We start from the raw sequence: 24,459 nt of genomic DNA, 5'->3' as shown, positions 1-24,459 counted from the left end.
ATTTTAAATAATTGAATACCTATGACAGTCATGTCAGAGGGGAGTAACTTACGAAGTCGGAATTAAGTCCGCTTCAACATTTTGTCGTCATTACGAAGTGCCTGACACTTCCGGTAAAATGGAATGCATATAATAAAGATATGTTTTCAAGTGAGACCTTTGCTATTTATTTAGCATAGGTCTCTTTTATTTTGTATCAAATTGTACTAAAGATGTTTGAGCACGATTTAAAACGGCGATAAATAGAAAAGCAGCTTTTTTAAGCACAAACATGATAGAACAATGTCAAGCAACTTCAGCACACGATGATTTTTAATAAGGAGTGGTCTTTAGATGGATCCGAGTTTAATTTTATCCTACGGATGGGTATTGCTCGTACTCGTATTTTTGGAAGGCTTGCTGGCTGCAGATAACGCAGTTGTAATGGCCGTTATGGTAAGACACTTACCGCCTGAGCAAAGAAAGAAAGCACTATTTTACGGTTTACTAGGTGCATTTGTTTTTCGTTTTGCATCACTATTCTTAATCAGTTACTTAGTCAACTTCTGGTTTATCCAAGCAGCAGGTGCCGCTTATTTAATTTATATGTCAGCGCGCAACCTTTATAAATTCTTTAAAGCTAAAGGACATGGTCCAGAACAGCCTGAAGGCGATGACCATCACTTTGATGAACATGGCCAAGAGAAAAAAGCCAGCCCGAAAGAATTCTGGGGTACAGTGGCTAAAGTTGAATTTGCGGACATTGCCTTTGCGATCGATTCTATGTTAGCAGCTATGGCAATTGCCTTTACATTAAAACCTTTAGGCATTCATTTCGGCGGAATGGACTTAGGTCAATTCGCAGTAATGTTCCTAGGCGGTATGATTGGTGTTATCTTAATGCGTTTTGCGGCAACTTGGTTTGTCGAATTGCTTAACAAATACCCTGGCCTTGAAGGTGCAGCCTTCGCAATTGTCGGCTGGGTAGGGATTAAATTAGTCATCCTTGTATTAGCACATCCGAAAATCCAAATCATCCCAGAACATTTCCCACATTCAACACTATGGCAAATCATTTTCTGGGCAGTGATGTTAGGACTTGTATTTATCGGCTGGATTTCTTCAGTCCGTCACAATAAACAACAAAAATCTCACTAATCAGATAGAGGATAAAACACTTGATGCGTTCAATTTTGCATCAAGTGTTTTATTTTTGAAAAAAATCAAGGAAAATAGAGAATAAGCACGAATTTACAAGAAATTCATAAAAGATTGTGTCATAATAGACTAGAAAGATTGTAGTGAAGGGGGCGTAATGATGACAGAAGAGAAACATTCAAATGACAAGCATCAGCCGGATGAAAAACAAGTCATTCCTAAAAGTCATTATAAGCGAAAACGTCGGGAATTCTTCCATAACGAAGAAAGAGAGCAGCGTGTTCAACAAGAAAAAGAACAACAGCAGCAAGAAAAAGAAAAAGCAGCAATGCAAGCTAAGAATAATGAAGAACGTGTTAAAGACAATTTAAGAAAAGCACGTATCGAAAAGCTTACACAAGAAGAAATCAACCATCAACAGGCGATTGCACAAGGCAAAGAAGCACCTGAGGATGAAAAAGAAACACAAGCAGCAAGTACAAATGAAGTTGTGTCGCCGATTACAGGCATACATAAAGAAAAGACGTCAGATACAACAGAAGGTGCTAAACAAGAAACAGTGAAAAATCAAAAAGCTGCCTCAGCATCAGAAAAAGAAGAGGACGGAGCAAATGCAAAAGAAGCACCAAAACCTGCATTCTCTCCTGAACAAAAGAGAAGAGAAACGTCTGATGTACACAATGAAGAAAAAGAAGGACACAATAACCAAGCGGCAGCCTTCTTCCAAAAACATTGGGCTAAAATTGCGATTGCGATCGGTGTTATTATTTTAGTACTCTTACTGTTTGCGATTTTCCACAACTTGCAAAACCGTGATGATGGTACAGCAGGCGACGTGGCAACACTGAGCGGCAGCGGCGATAAGAAACAAACCGCTATGATGAAAGCAGCTAAAAGTTCTATCCACTCCGTGGTTACAGTTGAAAATAAGAGCAAGCAATCCAGCTCAGTAGATAAGGAAACAGCAAAATCTGATAATGAGATTGGTTCAGGTGTCGTCTACAAAAAAGTGGACGACTCCATTTTTATATTGACGAATAGTCATGTAGTAGGAGATAAAAAGACACAGCGTATTCTTTATGATGATTCTAAAGAAACAACAGGCAAAGTGATCGGCAAAGATAAATACTCTGATATTGCTGTGGTGAAAGCAGATGTTGAAAAAGACAGCGACGTCAAAGCAATTCAAATCGGCGATTCGAATCAATTACAGTTGGCAGAGCCTGTCATCACTGTCGGCAACCCATTAGGAGCAGACTTTAAAGGCAGTATTTCAAATGGTGTCGTTTCAGGACTTAACCGTAATGTGCCGGTAGATATTGATAAAGACCAAAAATATGATGTACTGACAAGAGCCTTTCAAATTGATGCGCCTGTCAACCCAGGGAACTCTGGCGGTGCAGTAGTGGATCAAAACGGCAAGTTAGTCGGCATTGTTTCTTTGAAAATCGATATGCCTGCAGTTGAAGGTATGGCCTTTGCGATTCCGGTTAATCAAGCAGTCAAACTTGCAAAACAGCTCGAAGAAAAAGGACATGTCACATATCCGAATACAGGCGTTGCACTTTCAAATGTAGCTGAATTAAGCGACAGCGAACGTTCGCAATTCAATGTACCGAAAGATGTAGAGCAAGGTGTGGTAGTCAGAGAAGTCACTGACGATTCACCAGGTGAAAAAGCAGGTTTAAAAACAGGCGATATTATTGTAGAATTAGATGGTAAAAAAATCGAAGATAACTTAAGATATAGACAGATTGTTTTCCAACATAAAGATGATCTGAAACCAATATCGGCAAAACTATATAGAAATGGTAAACTTAAGGATATTACGATTAAATTGAAGTAACGTTGAGGTGAAAAGAGTTGTCCATTTTTAATCAGTTATTCAAAAGATCCAGTCCTCAACAAGGTATTGTCTTATTCTATCTTATAGCAATTATCGCTGCATTTTTGATGTTGAACTTGCCTTACGTCCTTAAACCCGGCGTAAAGGTTGATCCGATCGACACTTTATTTGTGGCGGTATCAGGTATCAGTGTAACTGGATTAACGCCCGTAACTATTGCAGATACGTATTCAACATTCGGGCAGATAGTGATTATGATTATTTTAAATATCGGCGGTGTCGGAGTAATGGCACTCGGCACAGTGCTGTGGCTGATTTTAGGCAAACATATCGGCTTGCGCGAACGTCAAATGATTATGCTAGACAATAACCGCCATACAATGAGCGGTGCAGTACAACTGATTATCGAGATTGTCAGAGCTGTATTGCTGATTGAATTAGTAGGAGCGCTGTTATTAGCATTCTACTTTTATCGAGATACTTCAGATATTCAGTATGCCTTAATGCAAGGCTTCTTCGTATCAGTAGCATCCACAACCAACGCAGGACTTGATATTACAGGGAACTCATTGATTCCATATGCAAATGATTATTTTGTACAAACGATAGTGATGTTTTTAATCACTTTAGGTTCAATCGGTTTCCCAGTATTGCTTGAGATCAAAGCATACATCAGCAACAGAAATCCGAATTTCCGTTTCTCGCTCTTTGCGAGAATTACAACAATCACATATTTAGCATTATTCGTCTTCGGAACAATTATGATTTTAATCTTAGAGTCCGGCCACGCATTGAAAGATGCAAGTTGGCACAAAGCACTCTTTTACGCCATGTTCCAATCGACGACAACGAGAAGTGCAGGACTGCAAACTTTTGATATTACGCAATTTACAGATGCGACGAACTCGCTCATGGGTGTTCTAATGTTTATCGGTTCTTCTCCAAGTTCAGTAGGCGGAGGAATTCGAACAACGACATTTGCGATTTTAATCTTATTTATGCTGAATTTCAGAACGGATACTGAAAGAAATACGATTAAAGTCTTCAACCGTGAGATCATGCCTTCGGATATTCAAAAGACATTTATGGTGTTAAGTGTCGCAACGTTTTTATCACTAACATCTATTATTATCATCCAAGCAGCAGAAGGTGCTAAATTCTCAGTGCTTCAAGTATTCTTTGAAGTAATGTCTGCTTTTGGAACCTGCGGTTTATCGCTCGGACTCTCGAGTGATGGCGGCGATATGTCCAAAGTAGTACTGATGGTATTGATGTTTATCGGTCGTGTCGGCTTAATATCCTTCATACTTATGGTCGGCGGACGCAAAGAACCTGTGTTGTATCATTATCCGAAAGAGAAAGTTCAAATCGGTTAATGTTGTATTTAAACTCAAATGCTATATACTCATCATAAAAATAAGCATGTGTTTGATTCTTTTATTTAAAAGAATCAAGCACATGCTTTTCTTATTGTATGGAGATATTTTACCAATCTTGAATATCTTTTCGTTCACCTTTGAAATTGCCGCTTTTTTGATGTCTGGATTGTAAGACCTGTTTCACATCTTCAACAGTGACACCGCAAGCATGAAGCAATACAAAGAGGTGGTAAAGTACATCGGCTGTTTCGTTCGTCAATTCCTCTTGGTCGTCTTTCATTGCGGCAATGACGACTTCGAATGCTTCTTCGCCGAATTTTTTAGTGATTTTTTCAACACCTGATTTTAATAAATAGTGTGTATAAGAGCTTTCATCATCACTGTCGGCACGTGACTGCACAATGTCTTGCAGACTGTCGATGAAGAAAGGTGTTGTGGTATTAAAACAGCTGGTTGCGCCTGTATGGCATGTCGGACCGTCTGGATCAACCATTACTAAGACTGTATCTTGATCGCAATCTAATTTAATGTCGATGACGTGCTGGTAGTTATGAGAAGATTCTCCTTTTTTCCATAAACGGCCTTTGCTGCGCGAATAGAACCAGCATACTTTATCTTCTAATGTTTTGTTATATGCTTCTTCATTCATATAGCCCAGCATGAGCACTTGTTTGGTTTGATAATGCTGCAAGATTGCTGGAATTAATCCTTTTGAAAAGTCTGGTGTTACTGCCATCTGACATTCACTCCTTCGTCTTTTAGAAATGCTTTGACTGCACCTATAGTTGTTTCTTTATCGTGGAAAATACTTGCGGCTAAACCAGCAGAGACATCTGTAGCTTTGAATAAATCCGCAAAGTGCTGTGCGTTGCCTCCGCCGCCTGAAGCAATAATCGGAATCGAAACGCGGTCATTGATTTGTTTTAATAAACGATGATCAAAACCTTGTTTGACACCATCATAATCCATACTCGTTACTAATAATTCTCCGGCACCTAAGTCTTCGACTTCATTAACCCAGTCCAATACACGTTTATCTGTGCGTTGTTTGCCTCCGTGTGTGTAACAAAACCAATCTTGCTTGTCTTCTTCCCACTTCGCATCAATCGCAATACAAATACATTGCGAACCGAATTTTTGGCTGGCTGCTTGGATTAATTTAGGATTACGTAAAGCGCTGGAATTAAGCGATACTTTATCTGCACCATGTTTGAGCAAGGTTGAAATATCCTCGACAGAACTGATGCCGCCGCCGATGGTTAACGGAATGAAGAGTTTAGAAGCGGTCTCTTCGATAATATCAAGCATCATTTGATGGCCGCTTTCTGTTCGCGAAATATCTAAGAATACTAATTCATCCGCAAGCTCTTGATTATAATATTCAGCAAGCTCCACTGGGTGGCCGATATCGCGCAAACCTTTGAATTGAACGCCCTTAACCACACGGCCGTCTTTAACATCAAGGCAGGGAATAATACGCTTTTTAATCAATTTAAACCCTCCCAAAATGATTCTGTATTTGCGGCTTTGCCGACGATTGCCGCATGAACACCGTCTGCTTCTAAACGTTTTAAATCTTCTGCACTGCGGATACCGCCTGAAGCTACTACTGGCAATGAAGTAGATTGTGCTAATTGTTTTGTTAAGTCAAAGTTCGGGCCTTCTAATTTGCCGTCTTTTGAAATATCTGTATAAATCAGACCGCCAAGCGGCGCATCTTCAATTTCTTTTACAAAATCAAAAAGGTTCAAACCGGTATTTTCAAGCCAGCCGTTGACTTTAATTTCATCCACAAACGCATCGACTGATAGATAAATACGGCCTGGGAATTGCTGTGCAGCGGCTTTTAACCACTCTGTATTTTGAATGCCTTTTGTGCCGACAATCGTGTAAGCAACGCCTTTATTAAAGTAATCTTCAATCGTTTCAATAGAACGGATACCGCCGCCGACTTCAATCGGCAAGTCTGTTAAACCGACAAGCTGTTCGATATAATCCGCTTCTACCGGCTGCTTTGTCTTCGCAGCAATCAAATCAATCACATGAATACGTTTGACGCATGTATATTTGCTGTAAAAGGCAATGGCTTCTTCTGCAGTACGTGCCATTGCTTCTTTCGTATCATAGTCGCCTTCAGTCAGGCGGACACTGGTAGAATCTATTAAATCAATCGCGGGCCAAACTTCAATCATGGAGAAAACCACCTTTCAATGCTTGATTTAAAATTTCTAATCCGAAATCGCCGCTTTTTTCCGGATGAAATTGAATTCCGATTTTATTATCGGATTGTACGATAGCAGTAATCGGCAAGTCGTAATCTGCTGTCGCAATAATCGGTGCTTGTGTTTGGACATAATAAGAATGGATAAAGTACACATCTTGATGTAAAAGGGGATGTGTACTTTCTAAATTATTCCATCCTAAATGCGGTACAGGATAAGTTGTTTGGATAGGCACAACGCGGCCAGGTATCATCCCTAAGCCGTCAACGTCGCCTTCATCGCTATGTTCAAACATCACTTGCATTCCTAAACAAATACCGATAAAAGGTTTGCTGTCTTTGAGTTCTATTAACAATTGATCGAGGCCGGTATCTTTTAAAGCGGTCATCGCATCTTTGAAATGTCCGACACCCGGTAAAATGATATGCGAGCTTTCACGGATTTCATCAAAATCACGTGTTAATTTGGCATCATAGCCTAAATGTGCAACAGCACGTTCAACATTTTTAATGTTGCCGACACCGTAATCTACAATCGCGATCATTCAATCACTCCTTTAGATGACGGTACACCGTTTGAATCGCTTTCTGCTAAAGCGATTTTCAAGCTGCGCGCAAAGGCTTTGAATATAGCTTCGATTTCATGGTGGGTATTGCCGCCGCGAATCAAGTCGATATGTGTAGTCAAACGCGCATTAATAACCAGTGCTCTGAAGAATTCTTCGACTAATTCGGTATCGAAAGTTCCTACTTTTTCTTTTGAGAATTCCGCATTGAATGATAAGAATGGACGGCCGCTGATATCAGTGACAACACGTGCCAATGTTTCATCCATCGGAATATAGAATGTGCCGTAACGAGTGAAGGATGTTTTGTCTCGGACGGCTTCTAAGATTAATTGGCCTAAGACAATACCGATATCTTCTGTAGTGTGATGATCATCGACATACGTATCTCCTTTTACTTCCAACTGTACACTGATACCGCTGTGGAAACTGAATAAAGTCAGCATATGGTCTAAGAAACCGACACCTGTTTGAATCGTTGTTTCTGACTTGCCGGTAAAATCTAAAGTCGCGTCAATATGAGTTTCTTTAGTTGCTCGTTGTTTTTGATAGGTCAAAACTGCTCACTCCATTCTTTAATAATTTCAGCTAATTGATCTAATTCTTTGTCAGTTGCGATAGAATAACGCACTGCTTCTTTTAAATTATCTTCATCATAAATACGAGGCTGGAAGCCATGCTGCATTACATATTCGCCTAAGCTGCGTGCATTGTCGCCATAAGTGAAGACAAAGTTTGCTTTAGAGGGTACGACTTTTATTTTGTCGCTCGCATACTTATGGAAGATGTCATTGAGTTTTCGGCATAAATAACGTTGTTCAGCAATCAATGATTCTACACGTGCTGTATCTCTGAATAAGGTTTCAGCCAATCTGAGAGAGAGTGTACTCATCGGATAAGGATGTGCAAAACGATTGAGCAATTGAATTGTCTTAGGTGTAGAAATCACCACACCGATACGCAAGCCGGCTAATGCGAAGGCTTTGCTTAATGTTTTCATGACAATAATATGATCATCTAGCGGAACTTCAATCGGTTCGCCGAATTCAATATATGCTTGGTCGATGACAAAATAGCCGCCAAGTGCTTTCATTTTCTCGCTGATGGCTTGTAAGAACGCATAAGGGTACTGTTCTCCAGTAGGGTTATGCGGTACGCTCATGATGAAGAATGCAGGCTGTACGGCATCGATACGATCTAAAATCGCGTCGAGCGAGAAGCGGAAATCTGCATCGCATGTGACATACTCGATAGCGCGGTCTGTTTGATGCGCAAATTCTGTATACATAACGAAATCAGGACTGAGTGTCAACACAGGACCTTTCGGCAGTGCTAACATACATTTTTGAATCCATTCATCTGAACCGTTAGCTGCGAGGACTTGATTAGTGTTCAAATTATAATAAGCAGCGTATGCTTCTAAAAATGCATCGTATTGTGTTTCAGGGTAAAGACGGAAATCACTAGTATTGATGACCTCGTTTATTTCTTCTTTAGAAAGTGCTGGAATCGGACTTTCGTTTTTATCAATATATATCATTAAGATTCCTCCGTTTCTAATCTTACTTTGACAGAGGCTTCATGTTGGTATAAGCCTTCTTCATGTGCAAGCGCCATTGCACCTTGTGCGTAGTCTTTGAATGCTTCTTGATTAAAGCGGATAACCGAGTGGCTGGTAAGGAAGTCATTGACTGTTAATCCGTTTGTAAAGCGTGATGTTTGGTTTGTCGGCAAGACGTGGCTTGGTCCTGCATTATAATCGCCTAAAGCTTCAGGCGCATAAGAACCTAAGAACATTGCACCTGCATATTTGATTTTATTGATGTATTGTTCTGGATTTTCAGATTGAATCGATAGATGTTCAGGTGCTACGTAGTTCGCAATTTCAATATTCTCTTCAGTATTTTGAGTGAGAATAGGGTAGTGGAAGTCACGCACACTCGGTTCAATAATTGCTTTTCTAGGTGCCGCTTCAATTGCATCCGGCAATAATGCTTCTACTTGTTCTAATAGTGATTTGCTGGTTGAAAGCAAGAATGTACGGGCACGTTCATCATGTTCAGACTGTGCTAAGATATCTTGCACGATAAATTCTGGTTGTGAAGTTTCGTCTGCGATAATCATGATTTCACTTGGTCCTGCGATTTGATCGATACCGACATAGCCGTATAATAATTGTTTTGCTACGGCTACAAATTGGTTGCCCGGACCTACGATTTTGTCGACTTTCGGTACAGATTCTGTCCCAAATGCAAGTGCTGCGATACTTTGTGCGCCGCCGACTTGAAAGACACGGTCGACTCCGGCAATTTTACAAGCAGCCAAGATACTTGGTTTAATGCCTTCAGCTTGCGGCGGAGTTACTACTACAATATTTTCAACTCCTGCCACTTTAGCGAGTGTTGCGGTCATTAAGACGGTAGAAGGGTAAGCAGCTTTTCCGCCAGGTACATAAATACCGACACTTTCTAACGGGTTGTAGATTTCGCTGGTATATTCTCCAATCACATCTTCATGTTTGATGCGTTCTTGGAATGCTTTGATATTTTCAAAACTTTGCGTTAAAGCAGCTTTCAATTCAGGTGTGATTTGATCCAAACTTTGGTGGATTTCGCTTTGCGGAATTTCTAATTGCGAAAGTGAGACACCGTCGAATTGTTTATTATAGTAAAAGAGTGCTTGGTCTTTTTCAGCTTTAACTTTTTGAATAATCGTATTGACACTGTCTAAGACATCTTGTTTAATTTCTGAGACATCTTGAAATTGTTGATAAAATTCTTCTTTATTGAGCATGGATAGAAACCCCCAATTGTTGAATAAAACTTTCGATTGCTGCTGATTTGCTGAAGAAAGCGTGTTTGTTCGTAATCAATTTAGCGTTGATATCGCCGATATGTTCACGTTCTTCTAATCCATTGGATTTAAGTGTAGTACCTGTTTGGACAATGTCGACAATCGCATCAACCATATCCACGACTGCCGCAAGTTCCACAGAACCGGATAACGGAATAATACTGACATCTTGGCCAAGCTGGTTGAAATAATTGCGTGTTGTATTGACGTAAGTGGTCGCAACACGGCGGATATCAGTTACTTCTGGTTTCGCAGCGACTGAGAAATGGCATTGTCCGAATGGTAAATCGATATAGTTGTTGACGTTATGGTTCGGCTTTTCGCTTAAGATATCACTGCCGGTAATCCCTAAATCTGCGATACCTTCTTCAACGTAAGTCGGTACATCTGTACCTTTAACCAAGATAAACTTAATACCTTTTACGGTAATTTGAAGTTTACGTTCACGTTGGTTTAAAGCTTCTGCCCAGATAGGGTTGTTGTTGTGTTCTAAAAATTTAATGAAGTCCTTGAGTAATCTGCCTTTACTGAGGGCAATCGTTAACATAATGTCTTCCTCCTAATCAATTTTAATTCCGAATCCGAAACCATCAATTTCACCATTATAATGACCGCCGGACATAATCGGTTCTGATTGGTCATTTTGGAACAGCTGCATAAAACTGCCGATATAATATGATTTCGGCGGCATTGTTGTAATATCTAAATGAATAGTTGAAATACCTGCACGTTTCAATTCTTCTGACCATCTTAAAAGCGATAAGTAAGTCGGATGATCATTCGGAATAAGAGACTGAATATAATCCAGCTGTAAATGTGTCGGTTGTTTCAATAAAGTGATTAATTTATGACCTTTCGGCAATTGCTTGCTCAACTCTGAAAGGTTGCGCTCATTAATGAGCTGTAAGATGTTGGATGTACGTTCTTCATCTGTTAATAACAGCGATAACAATTGATAGTGGCCGATGACCGCAAAATCTACCTTTTGTTTCATCTCTTGTTGAATAAAACGCAACATCAATTGAAAGCTCGTCAACATTTCTTCGTAAGAAGGATGGAAGACTTCAATACCTAAGTTGGTACTGATATGCTCGTTGTTTGCGATAGGACCGGCATAAGCAACTTGTTTAAGATTCAACGAATAAGTACGCACATAATGTTGCAGCTGATCAGTCCAGTCATTGCGAAGCGCAAAGAAGTTTTGACCATTTTTCCATATACTGCGTGTACCCATACTTTCTAAATCATCTTGAGTTAACTGCTGCCAATTCAAACGTTCGATCAAATGCATATCAATCACTTCATATTGATGCGACTGGAAATAGTTTAAAAAACGCAATTCTAATTCTTTTCTTTTAAGCACCTTATCTTGGTATTCGATGTATTCCATTTATAGTTCCTCACTTTCACCTAATGCTTTTACTCTCTACCGAACTAAAGTAAAATTGAATTAATGACGTAATCATAGCATGAAATATAGTTCAAAGCAACAAAAGATTCTGAATATTAACAGAAATCAAACACTGTTAAAACGTACTACACTTTTCTTGTACAACATCTCTAAATATAATATTAGAACCTATATTTATTATATAGTATACAGTGTAATGATAGTAGTCAGATAAATAAGTCTGAATAAACTTAGTTCACTTAGATAGTAATCTATACCATAACTATTCTTTCAAAGTTCAGTAACTTGTAACTAAAGTGTTGAAAACAATTGTTTATAAAGTATGTGCATTGGTAAATAGAATAGAAAATGAAACACTTTTCGTTGAAAGGAGTGTGGGAATGTATGAATGAAGTGGAAGTGATTGTACAGGAGATTGAGAAATTATTTGAAAATCATCCGGTATCTAAAATCGCAAAAGGTTCTAATGTTCCGGATCAAACAGTGAGAGATTTGAAAAACGGCAAGAGTGATATCATGAAATCGAAGTTCCAGACTGTAGCAAAACTTTATCATTATCAAAATTCATTAGAGAAGAAAAACTAATCAGATTAAGTTGAGTGTTAAAAGGATTATTTTATGTCTGAAAGATGGTATAATCAAACTTATTTTTTGTAAGTTGAAGGGCTGATGAGATTTGGATACATGATTTAATGAAATTAGTTTCGAAATATACGGTAGTGTAAGATGTAAATACCAAAATAAGAAAGAGATTTGAACAGTATTCTAAGTATTATAAAACTAAATGAGGGGCATAAAAGTGGAGAATAATAATCAAAACAAAGAAAAAGTTATTTATACTGAAACAGAGATAAGTGAACTAACCGAATTTATTAGGATTCTTAAAGAGAAAACAAAAGATAGTCATTCACAAGGAGAACACTTATATTTTAGAGGAGAAAGTTCAAACTATAACCGCCGAATCCCTACATTGTATCGTCAACCTAAATTAGCAGAACATGGTAGTGAATATTACTATAGAACATTATTAAATGAATTAGGGAGAGATGATTATGGAGAAAATACATCATTAGTAAGGTTAATTTCGGAGTTGCAACATTATGGTGCTGTGACAAGAATGTTGGATGTTACTAGCAATCCAATAGTGGCACTTTATTTTTCACTAGAAGGATCTGATGAGGATGATGGATATGTCTATATGTATTCAGTAAAAAAAGAAGATGAAAAATTTGACACAGGTCATACTGTTGCTATAAAAAGTGGATTAAATTTAGTAAATCAACAATTAATAGATAATTTCCTACGTGCATGTAAATGGTTTGAAAAAAATTTCAAAAATTGTTTAGAAACAACAACTGATGAGCTTGACTCTCTTATTCAAAAGAATGAAGAATGTTATAACATAAGTGACCAAAAACGTAAAATACACAAAACAAATATTGTGAAGTTTATGGAAATTTTAAATCAAAGAGCAAGAGTAAGAGAAAGATTGAATTATCCGTTTAAAATATATAAAGACTTAAATATTGCACATTTAGTATTACCATCTAAAACAACAGATCGTATTAGACAACAACAAGGGGCGTTTATGTTTCCTAAGTATGTCAATATTAAAAAGGTCAAAAAAAATATTCGAAATAAAAATAATAAGACAAATAAAACGTTAAAAGATGAAGTACACAAACAAATAGACAAATCTATCCAACATTTTTCTTTGAAAGATAAGGATAAGAAGCAGTTAAGAATAAAAATAAAGGGCAAAGAAAAGAGGGAACTAAAAAAACAACTTAAAATGATTGGAATTACAGAAGGGTTTATATATCCTGATATTGAACACGTATCAAAAGCTTTACTAGAGACTTATGATGAAAAATAAAATGTATTGAAGCTGAAGCTAAATTTCATTTCTAAATTAATAGTTAAAACAAATGACTATTATATTTGCACTGACAATAAAGTTCTTTACTTCAATGGATGTAGATATAGAATGGATAAATATGGGTTTGTAAGAGAACTTAAAAAATATCTAACTATGATTGTAAAGACTATATAATAATGCAAAAATGTATCAATCCTAAGGAATAACTAAATATACAGAAGAGAATCAGGAAGAACATAAAGTGGAAGTGTTTCAAAAGTCACGCTAGAATGCCCCTTAGGGCAAGGGGAAAGTCTAAAACGAAATTGGAATTGCATTTTGGTATTTACAATCAAGAAACTGCCAGCTTTACGAGTTGGTAACTTCTATTTAAAATTAAAACAGGAAGATTTTTCATGATAAGAATGAAAAATCTTCCTGTTTTCGGTTCGGATATAAATTGTAAAAGGAAAGGTCAAATGGTATCGGACATTAAAATTATTAATGAATGTTAAGGCATAAAAAAAGAAACACTGTATATACAGCGTTTCTTTTAAGTATCTGTTAAATGTTAACGGAAACGGAGGGATTCGAACCCTCGCGCCGCTTTCGCGACCTACACCCTTAGCAGGGGCGCCTCTTCGGCCAACTTGAGTACGTTTCCAAAAATGGCTCCACAGGTAGGACTCGAACCTACGACCGATCGGTTAACAGCCGATAGCTCTACCACTGAGCTACTGTGGAATAATATAATTAGATTTCTTCGAGCACAAATACTATTATAACAACCTGTTAAAATAATTCAAGAGAAAATAACGAAAAAGTTGCGGAACATTTACACTCAATCAATATAAACATCCCGCATTTTAACAAAGTGTTTAAATCGTTTAAAAATACCCTAGACCTTTGGTGTGTTATTAATTACGAGATAGGTACATAGTGTTTCATAGACATCTAAGGCAGGTTTGGAGTAGTCAATGGGATTATCTGTGTTCCATTTAATCTTCTTAACATGTTTGCGGATAATGTGTTCGTAATAGGCCGCATTTTTATACTGATGCCAAATAGTACGTACAGTGGCTGTAGTGATAAGAGATTGACCATCTGAGAAGGTGATTTTGGTTGCGTTGTTTTTTAATGCTTTGACATCTTGGATGAATTCAATGTTAATCCAGATATTGTCTTCAGAGCGCTCTGAATGTGTAGAGAATAAAAAGATTGAAATAACAGGTGATAGTAAAATAGGGGGTTTACTATTAATTTTAGAAAGCCGAGCGGTGTCGGAACGAAGGTTTTGGAAAGTTGATCCGTAGAAGCGGCAGGAAGCTTCTAAAGTTTTTTGCGGTGTATGCGCTGCAATCCTCGGTTCTTTTTTGTAGGTGAGAATTTGTGTATGCAGGTCACCATACTGGTCTGTGCGAATCGGAACCATAGCCATATCGTCGCTTTTAAAGATACAGTGTTCGTCCATGAACGTTTCCTCCTATTTAATTGGTAGAGATTAGTTTAAGTTAAAAATCTAATCATGTAATTATTGTATACTAGCACCTTGAGAAGTCAATAGAAACTTTTGTATTAATATTACACATTTTATTTTTTAAAAAGTCAGAATATTCATTGATTTTAGATAAAATGACATGTATACTCATAGTTAAATTAAAAAGAGAAAGGCAGTGATTATAATGAATCACAATATCAATGTAAAAAATGGGACGCTTCAAGCATTCGTAGCCAATGTAAATGATTTAGGGGTAGAATTGGTAATCGACCAAGCATTGCGTAATGTACGTAAAGAAAAGTTGGCGGTGCTGATTGATCAAGCATTAGTTGAAAAGGATGAAGAAGCATTCAATCGCTACACTGAAGAATACAATCAATTGGAGGATGTTTTAATTGGCTAACTCGTCGTCAGGTTCCTGTTTAAAATAAAGGTCTATTCATTTTCTAACAAGTAATGAATAGACCTTTTTTGTATGCATTATTTTATTTTTATGACATGAGTCGAATGAGTTCTTCTCTAGGAATATCTCCGAAGTAATGGTAGATATCATATTCAGATAGTGCTGCTTCGATACTTTCGAAATTATGCAAGCTGCCGATTAAAGCGTGTTCTAAATCAGCTACATCGCCGACCCCAAAGAAGTCTCCGAAGATTTTCGCATGTTCGATACGACCGCGTTTGACATCTAACTTAACTTGAACGAAGCCTTTCTCGAATTTTTCTTCACGTTCAAAGTTGTATTTAGGGTTTTTACCATAGTTCCAATCCCATGTGCGATATTTTTCATTGCTTAGTGCTTCTATATTCTTCCAATCTTCATCTGTTAATGGGTATTCTTCTACCTCATGTTCTCCGAAGATGTGTTTTAAAATAATTTCTTTGAATTCCTCAATGCCCATAGGTTCATCTAGGAACTCTGAAATGTTTGCGACACGTTTGCGTACAGATTTGATTCCTTTAGATTTGATTTTAGCAGGGTTGACACGCAATGCGTTTGTGACCTCATCTAAGTCGCTGTCGAGCATCAATGTACCGTGGCTGAACATACGCTCTTTGACTTTCACCATCGCATTTCCTGAAATTTTTGCCGGTCCGATTTGAATATCGTTGCGTCCTGTCATTTCAGCGTTTACACCAATACTGCGCAATGCTTGCACTATCGGCTCTGTAAATTTCTTGAAGTTATGGAAACTATTGCCGTCATCATCTGTGATGAAACTGAAGTTTAAGTTGCCGAAGTCGTGATATACTGCACCGCCGCCAGAAATACGGCGAATGACATCGATATTATGTTCATCTACATAATGTTGATCGACTTCTTCAATCGTATTTTGGTTTTTACCGATAATGATAGAAGGGCGGTTAATATAAAATAAGAAGTAATCGTTATCTTGCGGAAGATGTTTTAATATATATTCTTCCATTGCTAAATTTAAACTGGGGTCTGTAATGCCTTTATTACTAACAAACTTCATGCTTATTCTCTCCTTTGTACATACTTTGCTTGTTACTTTATTTATGACGCATTTTAGGATAAAATGCCAACTATACACTTTGCCTTTCGCAACTTAGTCGGACTTCATATTCAATTATAACGTGTTTACAGGATATTTGTTTATTTGAGGGGCGAATTTTAGTACAATATAGAATAGTATAATTCAAGGAGGACCTGTAATGACTGTTGCAGAAGTAGGAGATATTGTAGAATTTTATGACGGTTTAAGAGGCCGTGTCGAAAAGATTAACGATAACTCAGTTATTGTTGACTTAACGATTATGAAAAACTTTGAAGAATTAGATTTACCTGAAAAAACGGTAATTAATCATAAACGCTATAAGATAGTTGATCAAGAAGGTTAAAAACGAATGAAAACTAATACAAAAGCATTATTGTGGTTTGTAATAAGCTTTATAGTATTCCATATAATCTTAATCATTATGTGGGGAGAACGCCAAGAATACTGGTATCTTTATACAGGTATTATGTTGTTTGCGGGTATCAGTTATGTCTTTTATCAACGTGATTTAGAATCCAAGCGGTTGTTGACGTCTATAGGTATAGGTATCTTAACAGCGCTTGCGTTGATTATTGTGCAATTAATTATGTCGCTGATGTCTGCAGATATTACTTATAAGTCCTTAATTAAAGATTTATCACGTTCTGGTGTTTATTTTAAATGGCAGATTCTAGTGACATTGTTATTTGTCATTCCATGTCATGAACTTTATATGAGAACAGTATTGCAAAAGCAATTACTAAACCTTAAATTGCCGGTTTGGGCAGCGATTGTGATTACTGCCTTGGCTTCGAGTTCGCTCTTTTTCTATTTTGATCAAATCTGGCTCTGTATCTTTATATTTATAGTACAGGCGATATTATCCATCAGCTATTTTTATACGCGTCGAATTATTACCACAACGATTGCACAAATCGTAGCGGTAGTATTATTACTGATTTTTCACCCGTAAAGGGTTATACAAAAAGAACCTGGATGGTTTGACTGTTTTAATAACAATCAAGCATCCAGGTTCTTTATTTTTCTTTAATTATACTTTCTTTATCCTTAATACGTAGAACGCTGCAATAATTCAAAATATGAAATTTTGGTGATATCTACAACGTACTCAGAAGGTTCTGTGACGTGCAAGACACCTGCATTTGAGTCTTCTTCGACAGCTTCTACTGAGATTTCATTATCATTATCCATATAAAGGATTAAATACTTGCTTGGATTTTCGTGCAAGTACGAAAGAATTGTTGCTTTATTCATATCACTTCAACTCCATGCTTCGTTAAAATTTGATGTTGCCGTGTTTATCTGCAGGTCTGAACAGCAATGTTTTAATGGCACTGATAATCGCAATAACGTGCGGGATACCAGTCCAAAAGAATGCTAAGTGTAAAATCGCTTGGCCGTTTTGTCCGGAATAAAACTTATGCACGCCAAAGTTGCCTAGGAACAATGCGAGCACGATATATAAAATCTTATTGACTCTCATGTCTTATTCTCCTTTAAACCAAATTTGATATATCTTCATTATGGATGATTTACCACGTATTTTCCAATTTAACCCTTTGTGAAGATAAATAATAAACAGGCAACCGAATTTATTGTTAAAATAGAGTATATAGAGAACTATTTAAAGGAGAATTTTATGATTAGAGCAGCGAAACCTGAAGATAAACATGCTATAGCAGAATTGAGTTACATTATTTGGCAAGATATGGAATTGCCGATTGTTCAACGTTTTGATAAAGCGCAAGTGATCAGCTGGTTAGAACAATGTATTGCAGAAATTCCGTATAGAACTTTTTACAAAAATGTACGCGTCTATGAAGAAGAGGGCACAGTCATGGGATGTATTGTAACTTATTACGGAAAAGATGAAATGACATTAGAACAAAATTGGTTGAAACTGGATTTGCCGAAAGAGGCAAAAGCCATTGGGACACCACTGCCGCTGCAAGAAGCAGAAGACGACGAACTCTATATTGAAACAGTCGCAGTTTTTGAAGAGTATAGAGGAAAAGGCATTGCGACGCAGTTAATGAAAGCAGTCATTGAGGATCCGAAGTATCGCAAAATCAGTCTAAGCTGTGATTTAGTAAATACAGGAGCACTGCGTTTATATGAACGCTTAGGATTCAAACGCGAGGGCAAGATAGATTTATACGGTCATGATTATTATCATATGGTCATTCAACATGCATCAGAAGCAAGCAAATAAAAAAGGAATGGAACACGATGTTCCATTCCGAAAAGTCAGCGATTAAATACCGCCTAACAGTGCACTGATATAAATACCGAGTGCATATAAAAGTCCGAAGACTGTATTTGTTTTGCCTGTTGCGACCATTGCCGGCATCATTTCAGCAGGTGTGTCGTTGCGTTTGAAACGACGGATTGCTTTAACTGGGAATGGGAATGACAACAGTACTAATAAGTAAAAGATTGAACCGCCTGGGACAAAGAATACTGTGTAGATGACCCAAACATAAGCAACGATATACATGAGTGCCATGAAGCGGATAGCGTTAGACTTGCCAAGTAAAATCGGCAGCGTTTTACGGCCGCTGGCTTTATCTTTAACACGGTCTCTAATATTGTTAGCCATATTGATTAATCCGATTGTAATGATAATCGGAACACTGATCCAAACTGCATAACCTTGTAAATTATCTGTTTGAATAAAGAATGCGATCAAGATAATAAACAGACCCATGAATACACCTGAGAATAATTCGCCGAACGGTGTCCATGAAATCGGGAAAGGTCCGCCAGTATATAAATAGCCGACAGCCATACACAAGATTCCGATTGGGATTAACCAATAAGAAGATTGAGAGGCGATAAACAAGCCGATGATTGCTGCGATGATGTAAAAGGCAATCGCAAGGTTCATGACGAGTTTAGGGCTCATACCATTGCGTACAATTGCACCGCCGATACCGACAGAGGTATGGTCGTCTAATCCCTTTTTATAATCGTAGTATTCATTGAACATATTAGTGGCTGCTTGGATTAATAAACATGCCAGCAGCATTGCGATGAATAAACTTAATTTAAGATGGTCTTCACTACCTAATAAAAATAATTTTGCAGTTGCAGTTCCTACGAGTACAGGAACTACAGCGGCTGTTAGAGTATGCGGACGCATCAAAAGCCAATACTTTCGGACAGTAGAATATTCCTGATATTGTTTTGACATTGTTTCTCCTTCTTAAACTGAATAAATATCAAATTTCAGACTGCGGATTTTAAAGACACAAAGATTCTATATTAAAATATCTGCATTCTGATTAATAAATTTATTTTAAGCAATGAAAAGAGAAAGGTCAAATTTTGTAGAAATAATAATTATTAAATGTGCAAATCAAAGTACAGTTGAAGTTAAAAAATGATACAATGAGATAATGTGAATAAGTAGAATGATGAAAGAAGTGAGATAGATGACTGTAAGTGTCAAGGATGATCAAATTCTCGACGCAATATATGAAAGCCAAACAAAATGGGTTTCAGTGGAGGTCAAAATTGACCAACCGACCAATCCGATTATGCTGTTTCAAATAACAGAAGATAAGGCCGATGACCGCTTCTATTTCAGAGAAAACTCTGGCGAAACAGCCTTTTTCGGGTTCGACGCACTTTTAAAACTGAAAAATGATTATGAAAATAAACAAACCATTTTCCGTGAATGGGAAAATTATAAAAATGATATTGCACTCATCCATCCAGATTCAGAAAACCATCACTTGAAAGTATGCGGAGGCTTCCAATTCTCCAGTCACAAATCAGATGATGAATGGCGGCAATTCGGGTTAAATCATTTTGTGCTGCCGAAAATACTGATTACATTGGATGAATCAGCCACATATATTACGTATACCGTATTAAGAGAAGAATTCGATATTGAAGTGCTGCATGACATTGTCGACAAAGTTGCACATACTAAAGTACAACCGACTCAACCAAACGGCAATATTTCACGCAGCGAAGATATTTATAAAGAAGAGTGGCTTGAGCTGGTACAAGAAGCGATTGATTCTATGAATGACGAAGAAAAGATTGTATTAGCACGCAGACGCTTGATTCGTTTTGATAAGAAAATCGATATTGCCTATATTTTAGAAAATGCGATGAAGAACGAATCCAACAGCTATATTTTCGTCATGCAATCAGAAGGATCAGTGTTCTTCTCTCAAACACCTGAACAACTGATGGAAGTTGAAAACCAAGTACTGTCAACAAAAGCAGTAGCGGGTACCATCCGCCGTACATCTGATGAAGAACAAGATAAAAAACATGTTGATGCGTTCTTGCAAGACAGTAAAAATTTACAAGAGCATCATTTTGTAGTGCAAAGTATCTTAGACGACATCGCACCTTATGTGAATAAAGTAGATTATAATACACATCCGAAAATCTTAAAAAATGACCATCTCTACCATTTATATACTGAGATTTCAGCCGACCTTGAAGATAAGACTTATATCGGGTTGCTGGATCGTTTGCATCCGACACCTGCTTTAGGCGGTTATCCTAAAGATAAAGCAATGGACTTTATCGAACAAAAAGAATTCGGAACAAGAGGTCTGTATGGTGCACCAGTAGGGTATATTGATATGGAAGATAATTGCGAATTTATCGTCGCAATCCGTTCAATGCTGATTAAGCAAGACCAAGCAACTTTATATGCAGGTTGCGGGATTATTAAGCAATCAGATCCGCAGAGTGAATTAGATGAAACGACACTTAAATTCACCCCGATGATGAATGCTTTAGGAGTCGAAAATCATGGATAATCATCAAACTAAATTAACCAAACAAGTCTTTACACTTGCCTCAGAAGTCTATGCATACGGCATCAGGGAAGTTGTGATCAGCCCAGGGTCACGCTCAACCCCTTTAGCATTAGCTTTTGAAGCACATCCGGGTATCAAGACATGGATTCATCCAGATGAACGCAGCGCATCTTTCTTTGCGCTGGGTTTGATTAAAGGCAGCAATCGTCCTGTCGGGATATTATGTACTTCTGGTACTGCAGCAACTAACTATACTTCAGCAGTAGCAGAAAGCGACATCAGCAACTTGCCTTTAGTGGTGTTCACAAGCGATAGACCGCATGAATTGCGCGGTATCGGTGCACCGCAGACATTGAATCAAGTGAATATGTTCCAAAACTATGTCAGACATCAATTCGATATGCCGCTGGCTGATGATTCAGATGGTGCATTAGATGTTATCGACTATCAAATGCAGATTGCCAGTCAATATTTTGCAGGACCTAAACGCGGCCCTGTACATTTCAATCTGCCTTTCAGAGAACCGTTGACACCGGATTTTGAAATGACAGAATGGCTGACCATGGATGAAAAAGTCATTCCGAGATATCAAAAGACGACAACAATTGAATCAATCAAGCCGTTATTGAAGAAAAAACGCGGTCTTGTTGTAGTAGGAGATATGCAGCATCAAGATGTCAGAGAACTCTTACCGTTTGCGACTGTGCATGATTTGCCTATACTTGCAGGTCCGTTAAGCGGCTTGCGCCAATCCGGCCATCCGAATATTATTTCAACTTATGATTTATTATTCAGAGCAGGTCTCGATCCTAAAGAAGTTGATTTTGTGATTCGTGTCGGTAAGCCGGTACTTTCTAAAAAGCTGAATCAATGGCTTAAAGCAACGGATGCTTATCAAATTGCTGTACAAAACAGTGCACAGCCTGATGCCTTTCCGACACCGGCAGATATTACCTTTGAAATGACACCTAATGATTTCTTCAGAACACTTGGAGATGTACCGACTGCTTACCGCAAACAATGGATGACACGCTGGCAGAATATGAACAGCCAAGCTATTGCAGAGGTGAAAAGTTATATTGACCATGCGACAGATGAAGCAGCGAATGTCGGTATTTTATTAGATAAGATGACAAAAGAAGATACTTTATTTGTCAGCAACTCTATGCCGATCAGAGATGTAGATAATCTGTTTGTCGATTGCCAAGCTGAAATTTATGCCAATCGCGGTGCGAATGGAATTGATGGTGTGGTCTCTACTGCTATCGGTATGGCCGTGCATAAAAAAGTCACATTATTAATCGGAGATTTAGCATTCTATCATGATATGAACGGACTATTGATGGCAAAACTCAATGATATTCATATCAATATTGTACTTTTGAATAATGACGGCGGCGGCATCTTCTCTTACTTGCCGCAAAAACAATCAGCCGCAAAGTATTTTGAACGCTTATTCGGTACACCGACGCATTTAGAATTTAAACACGCAGCGATGTTGTATGATTTCGGTTATGAATTGCTGGATACAGTGGAAGACTTTAAATATACGTCTTTATCACAATTAGAATCATATGTTTATGAAATCCGTACAGATCGCGAAGATAATCGTAAACAGCACCAAATCTTATATCAGAAATTGAGTGATATTGCGAATGTTGAATTATAACTTTTATGAAAGTAAAACAACGTCTCAGCGTTTATTAGTGATGCTGCATGGATTCATCAGCGATGCTTCAACGTTTGACCAGCACATCGAAGCATTAACTGATAACGTAGCGGTCTTAACGATTGAATTGCCGGGACACGGCCAAGACCAAAGCGATGCAGCTCAGACATGGAATTTTGACTTTATACGTGATGCGTTGGATGAAGTGCTGGCACAATTTGATGAGTATCAAATTTATCTGCATGGTTATTCTATGGGCGGACGTGCTGCTTTGTATTATGCATTGCACGGGCATCAAACGCTTGAAGGTTTGATACTGGAAAGTACGTCACCGGGAATTGCGGATGAAGAAGACAGAGCATCTCGCAAACAAGTGGATGAGGCGCGTGCCAAAGTGCTGGAAATTGCAGGACTTGAAGTATTCGTCAATGACTGGGAGAAACTTCCGTTGTTCGCGTCGCAAGCAGACAAGATGACAAAAGAAGAACGTAAGCGTCATCGCGAGATGCGTTTAGCGCAAGACCCAAAAGGCTTAGCGAAAGCTTTGCGTGATTATGGTACGGGTCAGATGCCGAATTTATGGCCCGAACTTTCTAATCTTATGCTGCCTGTTTGTTTTATTGTCGGTGAACGCGATGAGAAATTCGTAGAGATTGCACATAAGATGAAAGCAGCAATTGAAGGAAGCGAGTTGCATGTGGTGGAAGAAGCGGGCCATACGGTTCACGTGGAAGACACGCAGCAATTTGATATAATAGTATTAGGTTTTTTAAATAAGGAGGAGCAAAATGGCTAGACAGTGGGAAACACTTAAAGAATATGATGAGATTAAATATGAATTTTTTGAAGGTATAGCGAAAGTGACGATTAATCGTCCGGAAGTACGCAATGCGTTTACACCTAAGACTGTACAAGAAATGATTGACGCTTTTTCACGTGCACGTGACGATCAACGTATTTCAACTATCATTTTAACAGGCGAAGGCGACAAAGCATTCTGTTCAGGCGGCGACCAAAAAGTACGCGGTCACGGCGGCTATGTCGGAGATGACCAAATTCCTCGTTTGAACGTACTAGATTTACAACGCTTAATCCGTGTGATTCCTAAACCTGTTATTGCGATGGTACGCGGTTATGCGATCGGCGGCGGTAACGTTCTTCAAGTCGTATGCGACTTGACAATCGCAGCAGACAACGCAATCTTCGGTCAAACTGGACCTAAAGTAGGTTCATTCGACGCAGGTTATGGTTCAGGCTATTTAGCTAGAATTGTCGGACATAAAAAAGCACGTGAAATCTGGTACTTATGCCGTCAATACGATGCACAGCAAGCATTAGAAATGGGTATGGCAAACACAGTTGTACCATTAGACCAAGTTGAAGATGAAACTGTACAATGGTGTAAAGAAATGATGCAGCATTCTCCAACAGCTTTACGTTTCTTAAAAGCAGCAATGAACGCAGACACAGACGGGCTTGCCGGCTTGCAGCAAATGGCAGGAGACGCTACATTGCTTTACTACACAACTGATGAAGCGAAAGAAGGCCGTGACGCGTTTAAAGAAAAACGTAAACCAGACTTCGATCAATTCCCTAAATTCCCTTAATATCCTAGGGGTATATCAATCAAATAATCAACCCTGTTTAAAGGACAAACGTTGTTCTTTAAACAGGGTTTTTCTGTATAAAAATTGCCATAGATTATAAGAGAAAC

General features: G+C 38.1%; 26 protein-coding genes, 2 tRNA genes and 1 pseudogene. 13 read left to right on the top strand and 16 right to left on the bottom strand.

Translation table 11 applies throughout. The annotated features are described in order from the left end of the window. Window positions 1-333 precede the first annotated feature (333 nt). From DVJ99_RS07115 to DVJ99_RS07105, 3 genes are all read left to right on the top strand, one after another. The gene (locus DVJ99_RS07115) at window positions 334-1,137 is read left to right on the top strand and encodes a TerC family protein (protein WP_114603706.1); all 804 of its coding nucleotides are present in this window, start codon (window positions 334-336) and stop codon (window positions 1,135-1,137) included. A gap of 160 nt (window positions 1,138-1,297) precedes the next feature. After that, on the top strand, window positions 1,298-2,983 hold the full coding sequence (locus DVJ99_RS07110; RefSeq protein WP_481900533.1) for a S1C family serine protease: 1,686 nt from the start codon (window positions 1,298-1,300) through the stop codon (window positions 2,981-2,983). A 17-nt stretch (window positions 2,984-3,000) separates the two neighbouring features. Beyond that, complete coding sequence (locus DVJ99_RS07105) at window positions 3,001-4,359, top strand: TrkH family potassium uptake protein (protein WP_114603704.1); 1,359 nt, start codon at window positions 3,001-3,003, stop codon at window positions 4,357-4,359. Between the two features lie 109 nt (window positions 4,360-4,468). On the opposite strand, the gene hisIE is transcribed toward DVJ99_RS07105, so the two are convergent. The 9 genes and pseudogenes from hisIE to DVJ99_RS07060 form a co-directional block, all read right to left on the bottom strand. Next, a complete protein-coding gene (gene hisIE / locus DVJ99_RS07100) occupies window positions 4,469-5,098 on the bottom strand; it encodes a bifunctional phosphoribosyl-AMP cyclohydrolase/phosphoribosyl-ATP diphosphatase HisIE (RefSeq protein WP_114603703.1) in 630 nt (209 codons plus the stop codon). After that, the gene (gene hisF / locus DVJ99_RS07095) at window positions 5,089-5,853 is read right to left on the bottom strand and encodes an imidazole glycerol phosphate synthase subunit HisF (protein ID WP_114603702.1); all 765 of its coding nucleotides are present in this window, start codon (window positions 5,851-5,853) and stop codon (window positions 5,089-5,091) included. The genes hisIE and hisF overlap by 10 nt, the downstream gene beginning before the upstream one ends. Continuing rightward, window positions 5,850-6,554: a 1-(5-phosphoribosyl)-5-((5-phosphoribosylamino)methylideneamino)imidazole-4-carboxamide isomerase gene (gene hisA, locus DVJ99_RS07090; protein ID WP_114603701.1), complete on the bottom strand. Its 705-nt coding sequence runs from the start codon at window positions 6,552-6,554 to the stop codon at window positions 5,850-5,852. The genes hisF and hisA overlap by 4 nt, the downstream gene beginning before the upstream one ends. After that, window positions 6,547-7,128 carry an imidazole glycerol phosphate synthase subunit HisH gene (hisH, locus tag DVJ99_RS07085; protein ID WP_114603700.1) on the bottom strand — a complete coding sequence of 194 codons (582 nt, stop codon included), beginning with the start codon at window positions 7,126-7,128 and terminating at the stop codon, window positions 6,547-6,549. Before hisH ends, hisA begins: the two co-directional genes overlap by 8 nt. After that, window positions 7,125-7,706 carry an imidazoleglycerol-phosphate dehydratase HisB gene (gene hisB, locus DVJ99_RS07080; protein WP_114603699.1) on the bottom strand — a complete coding sequence of 194 codons (582 nt, stop codon included), beginning with the start codon at window positions 7,704-7,706 and terminating at the stop codon, window positions 7,125-7,127. The genes hisH and hisB overlap by 4 nt, the downstream gene beginning before the upstream one ends. After that, window positions 7,678-8,689, bottom strand: a pseudogene (locus DVJ99_RS07075) (pyridoxal phosphate-dependent aminotransferase). The gene hisB and the pseudogene DVJ99_RS07075 overlap by 29 nt, the downstream one beginning before the upstream one ends. Then, entirely contained in the window at window positions 8,689-9,942 is a 1,254-nt protein-coding gene (gene hisD, locus DVJ99_RS07070; protein WP_114603697.1) for a histidinol dehydrogenase, read from the bottom strand. The pseudogene DVJ99_RS07075 and the gene hisD overlap by 1 nt, the downstream one beginning before the upstream one ends. Continuing rightward, window positions 9,932-10,549 (bottom strand): ATP phosphoribosyltransferase, encoded by a 618-nt coding sequence (gene hisG, locus DVJ99_RS07065; RefSeq protein ID WP_114603696.1) that lies wholly within the window; start codon window positions 10,547-10,549, stop codon window positions 9,932-9,934. The genes hisD and hisG overlap by 11 nt, the downstream gene beginning before the upstream one ends. Window positions 10,550-10,561: 12 nt before the next feature. Next, window positions 10,562-11,392, bottom strand: a complete 831-nt coding sequence (locus DVJ99_RS07060; RefSeq protein WP_114603695.1) for an ATP phosphoribosyltransferase regulatory subunit — start codon at window positions 11,390-11,392, stop codon at window positions 10,562-10,564. Window positions 11,393-11,797: 405 nt separating this feature from the next. Between DVJ99_RS07060 and DVJ99_RS07055 the strand changes: the two genes are divergently transcribed. Both DVJ99_RS07055 and DVJ99_RS07050 read left to right on the top strand, forming a co-directional pair. After that, the gene (locus tag DVJ99_RS07055) at window positions 11,798-11,998 is read left to right on the top strand and encodes a hypothetical protein (protein ID WP_114603694.1); all 201 of its coding nucleotides are present in this window, start codon (window positions 11,798-11,800) and stop codon (window positions 11,996-11,998) included. Window positions 11,999-12,212: 214 nt separating this feature from the next. Then, entirely contained in the window at window positions 12,213-13,289 is a 1,077-nt protein-coding gene (locus tag DVJ99_RS07050) for an FRG domain-containing protein (protein ID WP_162912150.1), read from the top strand. 557 nt (window positions 13,290-13,846) lie between these two features. On the opposite strand, the gene DVJ99_RS07045 is transcribed toward DVJ99_RS07050, so the two are convergent. The 3 genes from DVJ99_RS07045 to DVJ99_RS07035 all read right to left on the bottom strand — a co-directional run bounded on the left by DVJ99_RS07045 (window position 13,847) and on the right by DVJ99_RS07035 (window position 14,742). Beyond that, a tRNA-Ser gene (locus DVJ99_RS07045) sits at window positions 13,847-13,935 on the bottom strand. Window positions 13,936-13,940: 5 nt separating this feature from the next. Continuing rightward, window positions 13,941-14,015: transfer RNA gene (locus tag DVJ99_RS07040), tRNA-Asn, on the bottom strand. Between the two features lie 154 nt (window positions 14,016-14,169). Next, the gene (locus DVJ99_RS07035; RefSeq protein WP_114603692.1) at window positions 14,170-14,742 is read right to left on the bottom strand and encodes a competence protein ComK; all 573 of its coding nucleotides are present in this window, start codon (window positions 14,740-14,742) and stop codon (window positions 14,170-14,172) included. Between the two features lie 211 nt (window positions 14,743-14,953). Between DVJ99_RS07035 and DVJ99_RS07030 the strand changes: the two genes are divergently transcribed. After that, window positions 14,954-15,172 (top strand): IDEAL domain-containing protein, encoded by a 219-nt coding sequence (locus DVJ99_RS07030; protein WP_105993904.1) that lies wholly within the window; start codon window positions 14,954-14,956, stop codon window positions 15,170-15,172. Window positions 15,173-15,260: 88 nt separating this feature from the next. On the opposite strand, the gene lplA is transcribed toward DVJ99_RS07030, so the two are convergent. After that, window positions 15,261-16,247: a lipoate--protein ligase gene (gene lplA / locus DVJ99_RS07025; RefSeq protein WP_114603691.1), complete on the bottom strand. Its 987-nt coding sequence runs from the start codon at window positions 16,245-16,247 to the stop codon at window positions 15,261-15,263. Between the two features lie 199 nt (window positions 16,248-16,446). On the opposite strand from lplA, the gene DVJ99_RS07020 reads away from it, so the two are divergent. Continuing rightward, on the top strand, window positions 16,447-16,632 hold the full coding sequence (locus DVJ99_RS07020) for a YkvS family protein (RefSeq protein ID WP_095106140.1): 186 nt from the start codon (window positions 16,447-16,449) through the stop codon (window positions 16,630-16,632). Window positions 16,633-16,638: 6 nt separating this feature from the next. After that, window positions 16,639-17,241 (top strand): CPBP family glutamic-type intramembrane protease, encoded by a 603-nt coding sequence (locus DVJ99_RS07015; protein ID WP_114603690.1) that lies wholly within the window; start codon window positions 16,639-16,641, stop codon window positions 17,239-17,241. Between the two features lie 95 nt (window positions 17,242-17,336). On the opposite strand, the gene DVJ99_RS07010 is transcribed toward DVJ99_RS07015, so the two are convergent. Then, window positions 17,337-17,543 (bottom strand): hypothetical protein, encoded by a 207-nt coding sequence (locus tag DVJ99_RS07010; protein WP_105993737.1) that lies wholly within the window; start codon window positions 17,541-17,543, stop codon window positions 17,337-17,339. A 22-nt stretch (window positions 17,544-17,565) separates the two neighbouring features. After that, window positions 17,566-17,772: a TM2 domain-containing protein gene (locus DVJ99_RS07005; protein ID WP_114603689.1), complete on the bottom strand. Its 207-nt coding sequence runs from the start codon at window positions 17,770-17,772 to the stop codon at window positions 17,566-17,568. Window positions 17,773-17,928: 156 nt separating this feature from the next. Between DVJ99_RS07005 and DVJ99_RS07000 the strand changes: the two genes are divergently transcribed. Next, window positions 17,929-18,501, top strand: a complete 573-nt coding sequence (locus tag DVJ99_RS07000; RefSeq protein ID WP_114603688.1) for a GNAT family N-acetyltransferase — start codon at window positions 17,929-17,931, stop codon at window positions 18,499-18,501. A 42-nt stretch (window positions 18,502-18,543) separates the two neighbouring features. Here DVJ99_RS07000 and DVJ99_RS06995 read toward each other — a convergent pair whose 3' ends face one another. Next, window positions 18,544-19,482, bottom strand: coding sequence for a 1,4-dihydroxy-2-naphthoate polyprenyltransferase (locus tag DVJ99_RS06995; protein ID WP_105993740.1), 939 nt, complete (start codon window positions 19,480-19,482; stop codon window positions 18,544-18,546). Between the two features lie 241 nt (window positions 19,483-19,723). On the opposite strand from DVJ99_RS06995, the gene DVJ99_RS06990 reads away from it, so the two are divergent. Genes DVJ99_RS06990 through menB form a run of 4 tightly spaced genes read left to right on the top strand, consistent with a single transcriptional unit; the run spans window position 19,724 to window position 24,352 of the window. Then, a complete protein-coding gene (locus DVJ99_RS06990) occupies window positions 19,724-21,076 on the top strand; it encodes an isochorismate synthase (protein ID WP_114603687.1) in 1,353 nt (450 codons plus the stop codon). After that, window positions 21,069-22,745: a 2-succinyl-5-enolpyruvyl-6-hydroxy-3-cyclohexene-1-carboxylic-acid synthase gene (menD, locus tag DVJ99_RS06985; protein WP_114603686.1), complete on the top strand. Its 1,677-nt coding sequence runs from the start codon at window positions 21,069-21,071 to the stop codon at window positions 22,743-22,745. Before DVJ99_RS06990 ends, menD begins: the two co-directional genes overlap by 8 nt. After that, complete coding sequence (gene menH / locus DVJ99_RS06980) at window positions 22,732-23,541, top strand: 2-succinyl-6-hydroxy-2,4-cyclohexadiene-1-carboxylate synthase (RefSeq protein WP_114603685.1); 810 nt, start codon at window positions 22,732-22,734, stop codon at window positions 23,539-23,541. Before menD ends, menH begins: the two co-directional genes overlap by 14 nt. After that, window positions 23,534-24,352 (top strand): 1,4-dihydroxy-2-naphthoyl-CoA synthase, encoded by an 819-nt coding sequence (menB, locus tag DVJ99_RS06975; protein ID WP_105993744.1) that lies wholly within the window; start codon window positions 23,534-23,536, stop codon window positions 24,350-24,352. The genes menH and menB overlap by 8 nt, the downstream gene beginning before the upstream one ends. The last annotated feature ends 107 nt before the right edge of the window (window positions 24,353-24,459 follow it).

Source organism: Staphylococcus sp. EZ-P03 (assembly GCF_003344575.1).
Lineage (GTDB): Bacteria > Bacillota > Bacilli > Staphylococcales > Staphylococcaceae > Staphylococcus > Staphylococcus simulans_B.
This window is presented reverse-complemented; position numbering and strand designations above follow the sequence as displayed.

Excerpts from the sequence above, each read along its gene's own strand:
- DVJ99_RS07115 (WP_114603706.1), top strand. The coding sequence starts at position 334 with ATGGATCCGAGTTTAATTTTATCCTACGGATGGGTATTGCTCGTACTC.
- DVJ99_RS07010 (WP_105993737.1), bottom strand. The coding sequence starts at position 17,543 with ATGAATAAAGCAACAATTCTTTCGTACTTGCACGAAAATCCAAGCAAG.
- menH (WP_114603685.1), top strand. The coding sequence starts at position 22,732 with ATGTTGAATTATAACTTTTATGAAAGTAAAACAACGTCTCAGCGTTTA.
- hisA (WP_114603701.1), bottom strand. The coding sequence starts at position 6,554 with ATGATTGAAGTTTGGCCCGCGATTGATTTAATAGATTCTACCAGTGTC.
- hisIE (WP_114603703.1), bottom strand. The coding sequence starts at position 5,098 with ATGGCAGTAACACCAGACTTTTCAAAAGGATTAATTCCAGCAATCTTG.
- hisG (WP_114603696.1), bottom strand. The coding sequence starts at position 10,549 with ATGTTAACGATTGCCCTCAGTAAAGGCAGATTACTCAAGGACTTCATT.
- DVJ99_RS06990 (WP_114603687.1), top strand. The coding sequence starts at position 19,724 with ATGACTGTAAGTGTCAAGGATGATCAAATTCTCGACGCAATATATGAA.
- DVJ99_RS07035 (WP_114603692.1), bottom strand. The coding sequence starts at position 14,742 with ATGGACGAACACTGTATCTTTAAAAGCGACGATATGGCTATGGTTCCG.
- DVJ99_RS06995 (WP_105993740.1), bottom strand. The coding sequence starts at position 19,482 with ATGTCAAAACAATATCAGGAATATTCTACTGTCCGAAAGTATTGGCTT.
- DVJ99_RS07000 (WP_114603688.1), top strand. The coding sequence starts at position 17,929 with ATGATTAGAGCAGCGAAACCTGAAGATAAACATGCTATAGCAGAATTG.
- lplA (WP_114603691.1), bottom strand. The coding sequence starts at position 16,247 with ATGAAGTTTGTTAGTAATAAAGGCATTACAGACCCCAGTTTAAATTTA.
- menD (WP_114603686.1), top strand. The coding sequence starts at position 21,069 with ATGGATAATCATCAAACTAAATTAACCAAACAAGTCTTTACACTTGCC.
- DVJ99_RS07005 (WP_114603689.1), bottom strand. The coding sequence starts at position 17,772 with ATGAGAGTCAATAAGATTTTATATATCGTGCTCGCATTGTTCCTAGGC.
- DVJ99_RS07020 (WP_095106140.1), top strand. The coding sequence starts at position 16,447 with ATGACTGTTGCAGAAGTAGGAGATATTGTAGAATTTTATGACGGTTTA.
- DVJ99_RS07015 (WP_114603690.1), top strand. The coding sequence starts at position 16,639 with ATGAAAACTAATACAAAAGCATTATTGTGGTTTGTAATAAGCTTTATA.
- DVJ99_RS07060 (WP_114603695.1), bottom strand. The coding sequence starts at position 11,392 with ATGGAATACATCGAATACCAAGATAAGGTGCTTAAAAGAAAAGAATTA.
- DVJ99_RS07030 (WP_105993904.1), top strand. The coding sequence starts at position 14,954 with ATGAATCACAATATCAATGTAAAAAATGGGACGCTTCAAGCATTCGTA.
- DVJ99_RS07110 (WP_481900533.1), top strand. The coding sequence starts at position 1,298 with ATGACAGAAGAGAAACATTCAAATGACAAGCATCAGCCGGATGAAAAA.
- hisH (WP_114603700.1), bottom strand. The coding sequence starts at position 7,128 with ATGATCGCGATTGTAGATTACGGTGTCGGCAACATTAAAAATGTTGAA.
- DVJ99_RS07055 (WP_114603694.1), top strand. The coding sequence starts at position 11,798 with ATGAATGAAGTGGAAGTGATTGTACAGGAGATTGAGAAATTATTTGAA.
- menB (WP_105993744.1), top strand. The coding sequence starts at position 23,534 with ATGGCTAGACAGTGGGAAACACTTAAAGAATATGATGAGATTAAATAT.
- hisD (WP_114603697.1), bottom strand. The coding sequence starts at position 9,942 with ATGCTCAATAAAGAAGAATTTTATCAACAATTTCAAGATGTCTCAGAA.